The organism is Butyrivibrio sp. AC2005 (assembly GCF_000424145.1).
In the GTDB taxonomy this organism is placed as follows: domain Bacteria; phylum Bacillota; class Clostridia; order Lachnospirales; family Lachnospiraceae; genus Butyrivibrio.
Genome location: NZ_AUJI01000034.1, coordinates 49,824 through 64,755, shown reverse-complemented (window position 1 = coordinate 64,755; position 14,932 = coordinate 49,824). Strand labels below are relative to the sequence as shown.

Genomic DNA, 14,932 nt, shown 5'->3' with positions numbered 1-14,932 from the left:
AAGGAGCGCCCTTCTTTTCATATATGATATGTGCTCTGACTTCTTTTGAAATAGTTGTACAGTCTTTTCCTATCGCAGCTCCAATGGCTTTAAAGCTGAGAGAGTCATCCAAACCATGCTGGATTTCATAACGCTTGTCTAAATCAAGATGCTTGTTCTTATTAGTGGATTCCATAAGTTCCTCCTTAATGCCGGAGAGCATATGTGGATGAACCTATGGATGATATCAATAAGAATTAGTAAATTCCATACCCGAGTTTGGAATTAGTAAGTTCCATGTCGTGTGTTAAAGGGGTGGAATTTAGTTTTACAAGTTACTATATAACAATTTTTTTAATTTTTTTCAAAAATAATGTTGACATATCTAATATCAGGATATATACTTGTACTTGCGTTGCGGGTCAGGTAATGAACAGAACGCTTCCAAACGGGGTGTGGCTTAGCTTGGTAGAGCGCCTGGTTTGGGACCAGGAGGTCGCAGGTTCGAATCCTGTCACCCCGATCGTTAACTAAATATTACACATGCGGGTGTAGTTCAATGGTAGAACACCAGCCTTCCAAGCTGGATACGTGGGTTCGATTCCCATCACCCGCTTAACAAAAAAACCTAGGTCTTATGACCTAGGTTTTTTCGTTAAGGGAGCGGAGCCCTCGAACCCATGGTTCGGTCTTCGCTTCGGTCGGCGCTAAACGCTCGTCCCCCGGACGAGCAGCGCCCCATCACCCGCTTTCGAATGATTTACTTTTTCTTTGAAGACTTCTTGGATTTCTTTTTCTTCCATGAACTGTCAAGAAGCATATATGCTTCTTTTTTCTCATAGGGCTCCATGTATTGATTTTTATTGGAGTTATACCATTCTTCTGCCTTTTTGGCGTATTCTTCCCTAAGATTACGATCTGAGTTAATACGCCCGGCTTCTTCCCCACTCATGTTGTTTGTATCATACGGGTTTTTCCAATGTCCGAAAAAATATTTGGAAATACATTCTGAAGTAGTAATTTTACCCAATCCTGATTGTTTGATTGTCCCTGCACTTGTAAATTCATACATATGATGTTGGTCTGAACCCATTCCGGCATCGATATGTCTTCAGCCTACCATTTCTACTTCACCGAGAGTTCTGTATGAAGCTTGTTTGGTGACACGATAGGTAATACCTGAACCATAATCTGTGAATGTGGTTCCGACTGAGAGCCTTGTCTTTGCCCCTACAAATCCTGTTGCCGCTGCTGCAGCCTCTGCTTCCTTATCATCTTCGGTTTTAAGATCCGGAATGACAGGTGTTGTATTATTCTGTTGAGGTGTACCTGATGTGTCTCCACCAGATTGTGAGTCATCTCCGGACTGATTACCGTCAGAAGTTGTATTGCCATGATATTCGTCATATGTATATATCATGGCTGATGTTACAGTTCCAAACGGATCTGTGTAAGTAGTAACTTGTACGAGCTGATTCCACTCATCTCTTGAAAGCTGTAAGAACAGTTCTCTGTTGTTATCAGGATGGTATCCGTTAAAATATATTTAAGTACCATCATTTACTATAGCACTGCTAAGAGTATTATATGCACTGGATGCTGCATGGGATGTCATTATAACTCCTGCAAATGCTCCCATACAAAGTGCAAAAGCAAGGCTTAAAGCCAAGAGCCCTATCAGCATGTTTCTATTGGTCTCATGAAAGTTTTTTATAACTGTATCTTCAAACTGCAGGTATCTCTGATCCGCCTTAGCAGCTTCAATTTCACGCTCTCTTTCGTATTCTTCCCGCCTCTGTTCCTGAAGTCGCTCTTCTCTCTCGTTGTTCTCTCTCCGAATAAGTCTCGACACTAAAGTCAGAATTATTGTATCTTCTTCCATCACTGCCAATTCCAAGGCCACTCGCATCTGTGCCAACTATGTTTACACCATCTGGTCTTTTTATAGATTGATATCCGCTCATAAAATCTCCCTTTTAATTCAAATATAACTGTTATTACATGCTTCTTATAGTTTTATTAAATTTCCAATATATTTCACGCCAAAGACAAAAAAATAACATTGCCATGCTTATTTTGCAATATATTTTAATTTTATTATTGTTATCAAAATTTATACTTTTGCTCATTGCAATCACATCTTATGGATAAGTTATTTCAGATGAACAAACTCGTTGACAAGCAAAAAATATCTTACAAGCCCAATAAATAAGCGTGTGATGGAAAACATTAGATTCCCATCACACGCTTTGAATGATTTACATTTTATTTCTTAGTTTTTCGGATGCAACACGGCTCCCTGAGTTCATTATTTTAATTTGTTCCTTCAAGCGCTGTTCCGTTCACATAGAGTGTATGTCCGTTGGAAACAACACTGGACGCATCGCCGTCAAAGGATGTTATATATGTATCTTCCGTAAGAGTCCAGGTAGATTCCGCATCTATGCTGACTGCTACTGTTCCAACTTCAGTAGAAACTGTCTCGCCCTTAGCATTTGTAATCTCGCCGCTTATGCTGCCCTTGAAGGCAGATCCGTTTGTGAGATTGAGTGTAAGCTCCGAATTATCTCCCACAAGAATTGTTCCGCTAAGCTCCTGATTATCAGCATTTACTGTTGCTACATTTCCTGCACCATTCCAGCCGTCATCGCAGACAGACATAAGAATATCTTCAGAATCAAAGTTCTTTATGGTCACATCTGATAAATTAATTACTGCATTTGTGTTAGTCACATGGAAGACATGTCCGTTCTTACTTGTAAGTGAGCCACCACTCATTGAAAATGTTGAGGTACCGCTGTCTGCATCTCCTGACATAGACTGATAAATCATAATAGAGTCAAGAAATGTTGCGTTACCATTCATGTTGGTATTTTCAACAGTCATATCGCAGTCACTAAGAGTAATAGAATTCATACCCTCAATGCAGACACCCTCTGACTGTGTAGATGTAAGCGTTGCATTTGAAACTGTGATGTCAGCAGTTGAATAAATCGCAGGTGAACCAAGTCCGTTAGTGGTATATTCTCCACCATCAACCGTTACTGTTCCGCCACCTCTGTCTGTTCTTATTGCTGCTGAAGATCTTCCGCTTGTCTCTATTGTCAGGTTCTTGGCATTTGTCACACCACCGCCTGTTGTCATTATTCCACCGGAGCCATCACCTGTTGTTGTAATGGTCGAATCTGAAATATTTACTGTTGTACCGTCACCATCAGCTCCGTTCTTACCGCCGTTTCCACCATAGGAGAAGACTCCGTTTGCTCCATCCGCATCAGATGTAATGGTTGCACCTGTGATAGTGGTTGTTGATCCGTCCTTTACCAGCACAGCTGCATTCAAGCCATAAAAATTACAGTTGTCACCGCCATCGGAATCACCTGTTTTAGTAACTGTCGCATTTGAAATAGTAACTTCTTCATTTGTTGATATTAAAAGTGCACTCTCATCTGCAATTTCAGTTTCGTAAGTTTGTCCATCTGATTCCACAGCTGCTGTAATTGTAGTAGCAGCCTCGTAATCTATGTCAGCACTGCTCTGTCCGGTACCGCCAAAGCCTCCAGGTGCACCATCAGGTGGGTTTCCCGGAGCTTCTCCGTCAGGCTTTTCACCATCAGGTGGATTTCCGGGTGCTTCTCCATCGGGAGCCTGCCCATCAGGCGGATTTCCGGGAGCCTCGCCATTAGGCGCTTCACCGTTCGGAGCTTCGCCGTTTGGAGCCTCTCCATCAGGCTTCTCGCCATCTGGTGGATTTCCCTGGTTCTCGCCATTTGCATTTTCTCCGTTTGGTGCACCACCTGTAGGTGCATTCTCATCATCAATGTTTTCGGCGCCATCTGCTCCGTCAGCATCTTCATTGTTTGCGCCATCCTCAGCGTTAACGCTTTCAGTACCCTGAGCTGTATCGCCGGATATCGTACCTGTTGTCCCTCCACATCCTGTGAGTGCAAAGCATATAAGTCCAATTCCAAGATAAACAAGAATCTGTTTTTTCATTTCAATAATCTCCTTTTTGTATTACAACTTTCCTTTGTTGTAATTGTCTCTTTCTTGCAACTGTTGTTTCAGCATAAGTCATATTATTCGTTTTAATCTGTCTAATGAAGCAGGCTGTATTTTGTTGCATTTCTTGTTTCTATGTTTAGGATTATTACATGAAAACCTAAATTGAACTTAAAAGGAAAAAATCATACGTCAGAAATTGTTTTTGAGAGTGTATTGATTTAAACCTAAAATGGTGGTTATTCCTAAATGCTAAATATTTCGCGAATAGACGTAACTCGTTGAATAAATAAGTTTCCATAAGTTCGGAGAATTCAGTCAATAGAGTTGTAAAAGCAGATACTGGGCTACCACAATATTAGAGCCTTATACCAATGCGATACTATCATTGTAAATAGACGTAAAATGAATAGAATAAAGTTTTTTTCAACTCTAAACATTTACGTCAATAATCAGCAGAATTCCCATGTTGGAATAACGGCAAAAATTCGCTTACGTCTAATTTCATAATTGTTCGCGAACAGACTTAACTCATGCAGGGTACATAATTGCCGCATTCCAAAACGAATCAGTCTAAAAGTGCAATAATGGAATTATTGGGCTACCCCATAAAAATCGATTACGTCAATACAAATGAAATACCAAATACTGACTGATTACATGCAAAAACGGAAACACGTACAAGATTATGCCCCTATCTCTCATCACTGATCAAACTCTCGAGAGTATCGAATACCACTTCCGGCTTGACAGGCTTGCTAAGGTGCGCGTTAAGGCCAGCCTGGAGGCTTCTCTGCACATCTTCATCAAAAGCATTGGCAGTAAGTGCAATGATAGGAATCTTCTTCGCATCTTTTCTATCCAGTGCTCTAATCGCCGAAGCGGCAGTAAGACCATCCATCTCAGGCATTCTCATATCCATCAAAATTGCATCATAATACCACTCCGGATGAGACTCAAACATCTCAACCGCAATCTTTCCATTCTCAGCATGGTCGACCTCAATGCTCTTCATGGACAAAACCTTCATCATGATCTTAGCGTTCACCAGAATATCCTCAGCGAGAAGTATTTTGCGTCCCTCAAGCGGCACTTTCTCAGTATTCGCAGAGCTCTTCATATTTTTCTGGATCAGAGCTTCCTTGAACTGCTCCATAACAAAAGCCGAATTAAGCGGCTTTGACATGAAGCTGTCAACGCCTGAATTCACAGCATCTTCAAGGATATCATCCCACTGCTGCCCTGTAAGGATAATAATTACTGAGTCATCACCGATAATTTCCCTGATTCTCTTTGTAGTCTCAATTCCATCCATTTCAGGCATTTTCCAGTCGACAAGAATCAGATTGTAAGGCTCTCTTCTTGCGTGCCGTAGCCTTACCATATCAACAGCTTCCTGACCGGAATGAGCTATCTCAGCCTCTATTCCGAGTTTTTCCAGTTCTACAGATGCATGCTCACTTGCAATATTGTCATCATCAATTATCAAAACCGAAAGCTCATAAGGATTTACTTCACTCTCATCCTCATGAGTATCCTTTCTTTCGGATTCCATAAGTGTTACAGTCACAGTAAATTCTGTGCCAGAGCCCTTTTTACTCCTAACCTCAATCTTGCCGTTCATCATCTCAACGATGCTCTTCGTAATAGCCATGCCAAGTCCGGTACTTCCATACTTATTGGTACTGGAGGAATCCTCCTGGCTGAAGGGGGCAAAAAGCCTCGGAATAAACTCTTCATCCATTCCGATTCCATCATCCTTCATTTTAAATCTCAAAGTAGACTTGCCATCAAAGCGTGCGATACGCTTTATCTCAAGACTGACGTTTCCACCGCGTTCCGTAAATTTAACTGAGTTCCCAAGAATATTGATGATAACCTGCTTAAGCTTCATATCATCGCCAATGTAGTAATTATCGATTTCACCCTTTATCTCAGTATGATAGGTAAGCCCCTTATCACTACACTGACTTCCAATAATGGTGTTAATCTGCCCAAGGAGCTTTTTAAATGAAAACTCCTCATGCTTGATTATCATGCGTCCTGATTCAATTCTGGACATATCAAGTATATCGTTGATTATCTTCAAAAGATGATTGGCAGAGCTTCCGATCTGCTCAAGGTAATCCCTTGTCTTATCCGAAATATCGGGATCACTTAAGGCAATCCTGTCAAGGCCTATAATGGCATTCATGGGAGTTCTGATCTCATGGCTCATACTTGAAAGGAAAGCTGTCTTCGCCTTGCTGGCCTCTTCTGCAACAACAAGTGCATCACTTAACGCCTGACTCTGATCAAGAGACCGTCTCATCTCCGTATCAACATCAGTAAAACCAACACCGATCGAGTGAACTATATGGTCATCCCTGTCCTCAGCTCTTCTGACACCAGCCATTCTGAGCATCTCATAATACTCTTTTCCATCCCTCTCAACCAGATATCTGTAGGCAATGATCGCATCTGTTTCAAGGCTTTTTCTAATAACTTCAGGATCAATAAAATCGAGGAACCCCTGCCTGTATTTTTCAGAGACATACTCATAGGCATACTTTTCAAAGGTATCGCTGAAAACAAACTGCTCACCCTCCTGAAGCCCATATTCCAGACTGGAATGGGACCTGTAGCAAATACCTTCGTCCCTATCGAGATTGACATAATAAACACTTTTATAATCGGAAGCCAGGGCTGTTATCATACTGTTGGCGCGTCTCTGTGCATGGTCCAGGTAATTCCTAATACCACTGTGAACAGCATGTATTTTCTCCCCCATCTCCTTGATATCATACTCAACATTATTTGCATGATTTTCATCCGGATTTCCCGCCGTATCCCCGGAGAGATCACTCTCTGCCTGGTCAAACAGCGGATTATCCCCCTGCACCGAATTTGCAATTTCCCGTGTGATATCATCAACATCTTTCTCAAGATCAGTTATTTCGCTACTGATGTCATGGAAATTTTTACGGATTCCACCCATCGCCACAATCACAATAATTGCACCCATGCTTACGGAAGCGATGACAAAAAACATTATGGTTCTTGCAAGTCTTGAAATCTGATCCTCATACCATTTTGCTGAAAAGTCCACCGCTACAATGGCCGCAACCTCACCCTTGGAATTAAAAACGGGGCTGTAGGCACTGTAAAAACTTCCCCACTCGTCCTGATAGGGCACCTCATCAACAGCCGGCGTACCCAGGCTTGCTGTATAAAGAGCATCCGTATAGACCACATCTGCCCCAAAAGGCGCCGGATCAAGAACAGTCGGATCAATCGAAAAGGTAAAATGCTTGTTACCCTCATCATTAACACAGTAGATGTATTTAAGCTCGATACTGTCCTGAAAAGCCTTTAGATTCCTCATCTGGGACTCATATTCCTCCGTCCCCTCATCCTCTGCCGTCAGCTTTTCCATAATATCCCCATCAAGCATGGCAGCAGCGGTATTGGCTATATCAAGCATTCTTCCGTTTATAATTGTTTTGATTGAATTTTGGGATTGTTTCATGAGAATTATTCCCATCAGCATATCGCCAATGAGAAGGATAGCGGACACTATTATGACCAGCTGTATAGTGAGAGTCATGCCTTTTTTCTTCATAAGATCATCTCCAAAAACTTACAGCATATACTACACCATCATAACTTTATGATAATTCGGATTTAGTCTATCATAATAACAATGACAATTCTATTAAGTAGATATTAAAAATGGCTTAAAAATGCGGTATACACATTTAATTTGAGATATCTTTGGTGGTAAAATATAATCATCCATAATTAGGCAAAATAATAAAATATTCGATTATGTATTAGAGGAATTCCAAGAAATGTTCATACCTCCGGTAATGGCTTCTATAGCCCTTATGTCAATTATTTTTGACGCAATAATAGTCATAGCAGAGCTGATCTTTTTCCTCGTCCTTGTAAGATTTTTATTCTTCAGCGGCGACTTCAAACACTTCAGCATTTTTGCGAAGATAATAGAATTTATCTTCCTGATTTTCGTGTTGCTTGTTCTGTTTGCAATTTTCCTTTCGGTAGCAAGGTTTGAATAAATAACGCCCGTATAAGTGCAGTTATCCGAAATTTACGTTTACGTCTGCGTCGTGATTTTCTAAAATTATAAAAAAATGGATATCTCCTCTCTCGTTCGTTCGGGACAGTCGATATCCATTTTTATTAAATTTTGAAAATCATCTCCTCGTCCGAGAACTGTAAATTTCGGATAACTGCACTTTTACTGCATCACCACATACAGATAACACCTGAGCAGATATATAACCAGCAGATGTACCGGATAGAATGCGTAGAATGCATATTTGAATTTCTTACTGATACTTCCCTGCGTTCCATTATAGGCAGCAATCAGAATAAATGCCGGGAGTGACCAGACTTCAGTTCCCATATTCATAAAAAATAAGTAACCGGCGATGCATGCCAAAAGCCTTGTTCTCCTGAAAACAAAAAAGATTGCTATGAGGCATACGCCCCACCATCTGTAGTCGGAGTCTATCACCTGGGCAAGAGCCGCACCTGCAACAACCGGCATGGTATAGATAAGCACATGCAATGGATTATCAGCATTCATGCCAAGTAGCGACGCAGGATTTTCAGTAAAAAGATTACTCTCCACATATTGCATTACCCATATGACAAAAAGTCCTATAAGCAGCGTAAAGTAAACATTTCTATGTGTTAACAAAATCTCCTTGTTTACTGCATACAAAGTCTTAATATCCGTCGAAAAGACCTCATTTTTTACCTTAACCGCTATATCAAAAAACGGCTCAGATATTACACCGAAAATCCCCAGATTCATCAGATACTTAGGAACACTCCTGGTATGAATAAGTCCCTCAACTATGAGAAAACAATAAATAGGAAATGCCTGTCTCCCAATATGCCGAAGCCAGTGATAGAGCTCTGCAGACTGGTCAAAATTCATGCCAAAGGGATAAATACTGCTTCTGATAAGATAAAGCAGAATCCCCGCTCCTATATGGTCTATCAGCATGCAGACTATCGAGATAATCTTTAAGCAATCCGCATTTACAAATTGAAATTTTTGAAGTGAAGAAAATATATTCTGTTCTTTAGTATTCATGAAAAAATTATAAGATGCCTGACGCAAAAGGTCAAAAAATTATCTTTTTTTCCTAAGTAAAGTGTGCCATAATGCTATAGGAAAACGATTTCCTAGACAACCTGACACAATGGAGATAACTTACTAAATGAAAAAAGGGAGGACTAGATTATGCCGGCATGGTTATCTGATGCAGTTTTTTATGAGATTTACCCACAGTCATTTAATGACACCAACAGTGATGGAATCGGTGATATTGAGGGCATCATCGAGAAACTTGATTATGTAAAGAGCCTTGGCTGTAATGCCATTTGGCTGAATCCACTATTTGATTCACCCTTCAAGGATGCGGGCTACGATGTACGTGATTACAGGAAGGTAGCTGAGAGATACGGCACCAATGACGATTTGGTGCGTCTTTTTGATGAAGCCCATAAAAAGGATATAAAAATACTACTCGACCTCGTTCCGGGGCACACCTCCGAGGAACACGAATGGTTTAAGAAGAGCTGCGAGCCTGAAAGGAATGAATTTTCAGACCGATACATCTGGACCGATAGTGCCTTCTGCGGAATTGCAGGCCATCCCTACATCGGCGGTGAAGCTGAACGCGAGGGCTGCTATATGCTGAACTTTTTCAAGTGTCAGCCTGCACTGAATTACGGTGTTTTAAACAGGACTGAAAAATGGCAGCTTGCCCCTGATCACCCCTCCTGCATAGAAACCAGAGAAGCTCTAAAAGACATCATGCGCTTCTGGCTTGATAAGGGCTGCGATGGTTTCCGCGTTGACATGGCTGATTCACTTGTTAAGGAGGATGATGATGTAAAGAGCGCTACCGGTGCAGTCTGGACAGATATCAGAAAAATGATGGATAAGGACTATCCTGATGCGGCACTCATTTCAGAATGGTGCAATCCTCAGTGTGCGTTAAAATATGGTTTCCATGCTGACTTTTATCTTGATCACCACGGTAATGGCTACAACGTACTTGTAAGAGACTGCGAAACCGAGGGTGGTGACCACAGCTACTTCAAAAAGGATGGCGGAGATGATCCGGAGAGGTTCCTTGCTGATTATCTTCCCAGATATGAAGGTTCCAAAAAATACGGTTACATCAGCTTTATCACCTGCAATCACGATACGCCCAGAGTAACAAAAGCTCTGAATATTTCTGAGATAAAGCTTGCCTACGCATTTTTCTTCACAATGCCCGGTGTGCCTTTCCTATATTATGGTGATGAGATTGGCATGAAGTATCTTGAAAATGTCAGGACTAAGGAAGGTGGTTTCCAGAGGACAGGATCCCGCTCTCCCATGCAGTGGGATAAGAATGAAAAGAACTTTGGATTCTCCGATGCTCCGGCAGAAAATCTTTATATTTCAATGGATTCCTCAGCAGATGCTCCAAGCGTAAGCGACGCGGAAAATGATCCTGATTCCATTTATCATACAGTAAAGGGTCTTATAAACTTAAGACACGAGTACGAGGACCTTCAGGCAGATGCCGATTTTCAAAAAGTATATTCAGCAAAAGGCGAGCGAATTCTTGTTTACAGAAGAGGTGACCTGCTCCTGGCTGTTAATCCGGGCGGCGAAGAAGTCCGCGTGAACACCTCTGATTTTGAAGGAAATATTATGGACATAGTAGCAGGCAAATTGATTTATGGTATCGGCACCGCCGAATTAAGCAGTGATGAGCTTATTCTTGGCGCCCAGTCATTTGCTGTATATAGATAACAAAGCAACATCCATAACTCAGACACATATAATAAAATCTCACATTCATATACAAAAAGCCCTATGCCGATTCATCTGATTGGCATAAGGCTTTTACTATGTCATTACAAAAGTGTATTTCCAACTTCAGAAAACAACAAAGCACTTTATTTAATTTTTATCACTTAAAGCACTCCGGTATTTCCTTAACCCCTCTCGCTCTGCACAAAGCTGAGGTCTTGCCATCGTAGCCAAGAGGATTTCCCTCTATATCAGTTACAATACAGCCGGCCTCCTCAGCGATAAGTGCTGCTGCCGCATAATCCCAAAGCTGTACTCTGAGTTCAAAATAGAGATTTACTCTTCCAAGTGCTACGCAGCACAAATCCCAGGCAGCAGTTCCTGATCTTCTGAGATCAACACACAGAGGAAGGATCTTTTTGGCAATATCAAAGGTCCTGTCCTGGAGCTCAGTATAATATGGTGCTGTTCCGAATACTGCAAGGGAATCTGACAGCGGCGTATCGGCTGACATAATCTTCTCACCGTTCATATAAGCTCCCTGCCCTTTTGTAGCAGAAAACATCATATCATCATAAGGATTGTAGACAACCGCCATATACGGTTTTCCATCCTTCAGTAATCCGATGGAAATCACAGAAGGTCTGTATTCATAGATAAAATTTGAAGTACCGTCAATGGGGTCTATAACGAAACAGTAGCCGCTTTTCATCTTCTCCGAAAAGACGTCATGACCATCCTCTTCCCCAAGAAAAGCTGCCTCAGGCAGAACCTTTTGCAGCCTCTCGATCAAAAACTTCTGTATCTTCTCATCCGTCTCCGTACAGAAATTCGCATGCCCGGCCTTCTCCATAATTTTAGGTCTTTTGGCACCAAGCATAATCTCGCCGGCATCCTTTGCAACGGCAATTATATCTTCGATTTTCAAGTCATATCCTCCTGGCAGTTTATTTCAAACCGCGTTTATCCATCGCCAATACCAGATACTTGATTTTAGTTTTTATCACATCCAGATCTTTGGGTGGAATCTTGTCCTGATTATTTATAACATCCCTGATTGTCTCAATCTTTTGTTCCTTCAGGTGCGCAAGAATCCTGCTATCAACCCTCAGAATATCAACCGGTTTATCACATATGCGTTTTGAAACAATGTATTTTTCCATGCGTATTTCCTCCGCACTTTTTATCTCTTACTCCAGGTTCTGGGAGAGAACAATATCAGCATAGGCAGGAGCTCCAGTCGTCCTGCAAGCATATCGAACATCAGCACCAGTTTGGACAGATCCGAATATGCACCAAAGTTACCGGTGGGACCGACCATACTAAGACCGGGACCTATGTTATTCAGTGTCGCTGCAACAGCTGTGAAGTTCGTCTCATAGTCAAACTCATCAATTGAGATGATAAGAATTGAAAAGATAAAAATTACAACATACATGCTAAGGTAAGCGGACACTGACTTAACAACTGTTGAGTCAATTGAGTGGTCATCCATGTAAACCTTCTTAACTGACTTGGGATGAACGATGTAAATAAGTTCATTTTTCATAGCCTTAAGAAGAATAAGGAGACGTGACAGCTTAAATCCGCCTCCCGTAGAACCTGCGCAGGCTCCAAGTAGCATAAGGCATGCAAGAAGTGTCTTACACAGCTGCGGCCACTTATTGAAATCCAGGGTTGCAAAACCTGTTGTGGTCATAATCGATGCCACTGTAAACAGTGAATGATGGAACGCCATAAACGGAGATTTCGTAATTCCGTCGGTATGTATCATCAGCGCAATAAGAATAGCTGATGCAAACATCAATCCAAGATAAAGTTTAACCTCATCATTCTTGAAGGCTTCCTTGGGTCTCATGGTTATGAGGTAATAGTACACACTGAAGTTAATACCACACATGATCATGAAAATCGTAATAACGATCTGTGAAGCTGTTGAAAACTGATTGGCTCCGGCGTTTGTTATACCGAATCCTCCGGTACCAACTGTAGCAAAGGTAGTAGTTAAAGCTTCAAAGAGATTAAGGCCTGTCACAAGCAGCAGTATTACCTGGCTGACCGTAATTCCTATGTAAATAAGATACAGGATCTTCGCTGTCTCGCGAACCTTGGGTACGATTTTGCCAACGGAAGGTCCCGGTGACTCAGCTCTCATAAGATGCATGCTGTAGCCGCCCGCCATCGGCATGATAGCAAGAATGAAAACCAGTACTCCCATTCCACCGATCCAGTGAGTAAAGGTACGCCAGAACTGAACACTGTAGTACATCTCGACATCTGACAGAATCGTTGATCCTGTGGTTGTAAGACCTGATATAGTTTCAAATAAAGCATCGACGTAACTCTTCGTAACCCCTGTGAGGACAAATGGAAGAGCTCCGACAGCACTTATTAGAATCCATGTAAGCGCTGTGGCAACAAATCCCTCTCTGGCATAGATTGCCACGTTTTTCGGTTTAAAATGTGCGCCGATCGATCCTATGACCATGCATCCCACAATCACCAGGATAAACATTTTTGCGCAAAACCATTCTTTATATATGGCTGCAACAATAAGCGGCAGCAGCATTAGTATTCCCGTAATCTGTAAAACTCGTGACAGCAGAAAACGGATCATTTTATAGTTCATAAATAACTCCCTAAAAAATAGAATTCCCCTCGCAAAAAAATATGAGTTAATTCAAGCAATGATATCCGAAATATCCAAAAGTCCTAGCTGGCTGGTGATGATAACAACCGTATCACCTGCCTCGATAACACTCTGTCCGGTAGGGGATATGATCTCACCCTTGCGGTTGATAAGTGCAACAAGGATTCCCTTTTTCAGATGCATCTCCTGCAGCGGTTTTCCGATAACAGGGGCCTTCTCATCAACGAAAAATTCCAGCGCCTCAACCTTTCCGTCATTCATCTTATACAAAGCTTCTATATTATTGCTTCCCATGGAATTGCTGATACCGCGGACGTACTGTACAATACGCTGCGCAGTTACGTTCTTGGGATAAACAATACTTCCTATCTGAAGTGAATCAATTATTTCACCATAGTTAACCCTGTGCACCTTGGTGATAAGCTTTGCCTTGGGGTTAATACTTTTTACATACATTGAGAGCATTATGTTCTCTTCATCAAGGTTGGTCATGGCAACGAAAGACTCTGTTCCTACAAGCCCCTCTTCCATGAGTGCATCCTTGTCTGTTCCGTCAGCATTTATAATAAGTGCCTGCGGCAACAGATCAGAGAGAGTCTTGCAACGCTCAAGATCCTTATCAAATATTTTCACATCTATTCCGAAGGAAATCAGCTGCTGTGCAAGATAGTAGGATGTGGCACCACCACCGATTATCATAGCGGAGTGAACTCTTGCTGTAGGAAGACCTATTTTTCTGAAAAACTCTGCTATGCTTCTGGAAGCACCCACAATTGTAAGTTCATCGTTTGCTCTAAGTACAAAATCACCGTTGGGGATGAAAACTTCATCCGCTCTGTTTACAACAGCAATAAGCACTTTACTTCTGATTTCTGACTGAATTGTCTTAAGCGATTTGTTGCAGATTCTGCTGTCCTCGTCAACCGTCATATGAACAATCTCTGCACGGCCTCTCGCAAAGGTCTCTATCTTTGTAGCAGCCGGGAACTTAAGTAATCTCGCAGCCTCAGCCGCTGAAAGCTCCTCGGGATTCACAACAAGTGAAAGTCCAAGCTCCTCCTTAATAAAGCTGATCTCTCTCTTGTAGATCGGGTTCTTGACTCTTGCTATAGTGTTGCAATGTCCGGCCTTCCTCGCAATAAGGCAGCAGAGGAGGTTAAGCTCATCATTACCGGTAACCGCAATCATAAGGTCTGCATACTCAATACCTGCATCCTTCATTACCAGATAACTTGCACCGTTACCCACAATTCCCATAACGTCGAAATTGTTAACAAGACTCTGAATGACATCACGTTTTTCCTCAATAACCGTAACATCATGGCCTTCGCCCGAAAGCTGCTCAGTTAGTGCTGCACCAACATTTCCGCAGCCAACTATGATAATTTGCATAAAATGCCTCCAAATAAAAAATAAATACATCACATTATAACACTTTTCTTTATTTTTGTTGATGTTTGCGTTATAAGACATTA

The 14,932-nt window shown here is 41.7% G+C and carries 13 protein-coding genes and 2 tRNA genes; 4 read left to right on the top strand and 11 right to left on the bottom strand.

What is annotated here, in order from left to right; translation table 11 throughout:
• Positions 1 to 175 (bottom strand): helix-turn-helix domain-containing protein (locus G602_RS32220; RefSeq protein WP_081675980.1); only part of this gene is annotated, 175 nt, incomplete at its 3' end.
• A gap of 253 nt (positions 176 to 428) precedes the next feature.
• On the opposite strand from G602_RS32220, the gene G602_RS0111190 reads away from it, so the two are divergent.
• Both G602_RS0111190 and G602_RS0111185 read left to right on the top strand, forming a co-directional pair.
• Positions 429 to 502, top strand: a tRNA-Pro gene (locus G602_RS0111190).
• Between the two features lie 22 nt (positions 503 to 524).
• Positions 525 to 595: transfer RNA gene (locus tag G602_RS0111185), tRNA-Gly, on the top strand.
• Between the two features lie 144 nt (positions 596 to 739).
• Here the strand turns inward: G602_RS0111185 and G602_RS30390 are convergent.
• The 5 genes from G602_RS30390 to G602_RS28890 all read right to left on the bottom strand — a co-directional run bounded on the left by G602_RS30390 (position 740) and on the right by G602_RS28890 (position 7,582).
• Complete coding sequence (locus G602_RS30390) at positions 740 to 931, bottom strand: hypothetical protein (protein WP_155829822.1); 192 nt, start codon at positions 929 to 931, stop codon at positions 740 to 742.
• A 159-nt stretch (positions 932 to 1,090) separates the two neighbouring features.
• Positions 1,091 to 1,399, bottom strand: coding sequence for a hypothetical protein (locus G602_RS0111175; protein WP_026659074.1), 309 nt, complete (start codon positions 1,397 to 1,399; stop codon positions 1,091 to 1,093).
• 126 nt (positions 1,400 to 1,525) lie between these two features.
• Positions 1,526 to 1,897: a hypothetical protein gene (locus tag G602_RS0111170; protein WP_155829820.1), complete on the bottom strand. Its 372-nt coding sequence runs from the start codon at positions 1,895 to 1,897 to the stop codon at positions 1,526 to 1,528.
• A 395-nt stretch (positions 1,898 to 2,292) separates the two neighbouring features.
• The gene (locus tag G602_RS0111165; RefSeq protein WP_026659072.1) at positions 2,293 to 3,975 is read right to left on the bottom strand and encodes a hypothetical protein; all 1,683 of its coding nucleotides are present in this window, start codon (positions 3,973 to 3,975) and stop codon (positions 2,293 to 2,295) included.
• A 700-nt stretch (positions 3,976 to 4,675) separates the two neighbouring features.
• Positions 4,676 to 7,582, bottom strand: coding sequence for a response regulator (locus tag G602_RS28890; protein WP_049945182.1), 2,907 nt, complete (start codon positions 7,580 to 7,582; stop codon positions 4,676 to 4,678).
• A gap of 229 nt (positions 7,583 to 7,811) precedes the next feature.
• Between G602_RS28890 and G602_RS0111155 the strand changes: the two genes are divergently transcribed.
• On the top strand, positions 7,812 to 8,039 hold the full coding sequence (locus G602_RS0111155; RefSeq protein WP_026659071.1) for a hypothetical protein: 228 nt from the start codon (positions 7,812 to 7,814) through the stop codon (positions 8,037 to 8,039).
• 182 nt (positions 8,040 to 8,221) lie between these two features.
• On the opposite strand, the gene G602_RS0111150 is transcribed toward G602_RS0111155, so the two are convergent.
• The gene (locus tag G602_RS0111150; protein WP_155829818.1) at positions 8,222 to 9,088 is read right to left on the bottom strand and encodes a TraX family protein; all 867 of its coding nucleotides are present in this window, start codon (positions 9,086 to 9,088) and stop codon (positions 8,222 to 8,224) included.
• Between the two features lie 150 nt (positions 9,089 to 9,238).
• Here G602_RS0111150 and G602_RS0111145 point away from each other — a divergent pair, with 150 nt between their 5' ends.
• Entirely contained in the window at positions 9,239 to 10,807 is a 1,569-nt protein-coding gene (locus G602_RS0111145) for an alpha-amylase family glycosyl hydrolase (RefSeq protein ID WP_026659069.1), read from the top strand.
• Positions 10,808 to 10,967: 160 nt separating this feature from the next.
• Here G602_RS0111145 and G602_RS0111140 read toward each other — a convergent pair whose 3' ends face one another.
• From G602_RS0111140 to trkA, 4 genes are read right to left on the bottom strand one after another with little or no spacing between them, the layout of a single operon-like run.
• A complete protein-coding gene (locus tag G602_RS0111140) occupies positions 10,968 to 11,735 on the bottom strand; it encodes an inositol monophosphatase family protein (protein WP_242835584.1) in 768 nt (255 codons plus the stop codon).
• Between the two features lie 19 nt (positions 11,736 to 11,754).
• Entirely contained in the window at positions 11,755 to 11,970 is a 216-nt protein-coding gene (locus tag G602_RS0111135) for a hypothetical protein (protein ID WP_026659067.1), read from the bottom strand.
• Positions 11,971 to 11,990: 20 nt separating this feature from the next.
• The gene (locus G602_RS0111130) at positions 11,991 to 13,436 is read right to left on the bottom strand and encodes a TrkH family potassium uptake protein (protein ID WP_026659065.1); all 1,446 of its coding nucleotides are present in this window, start codon (positions 13,434 to 13,436) and stop codon (positions 11,991 to 11,993) included.
• Between the two features lie 51 nt (positions 13,437 to 13,487).
• Complete coding sequence (gene trkA / locus G602_RS0111125) at positions 13,488 to 14,849, bottom strand: Trk system potassium transporter TrkA (RefSeq protein WP_026659064.1); 1,362 nt, start codon at positions 14,847 to 14,849, stop codon at positions 13,488 to 13,490.
• Between the last annotated feature and the right edge of the window lie 83 nt (positions 14,850 to 14,932).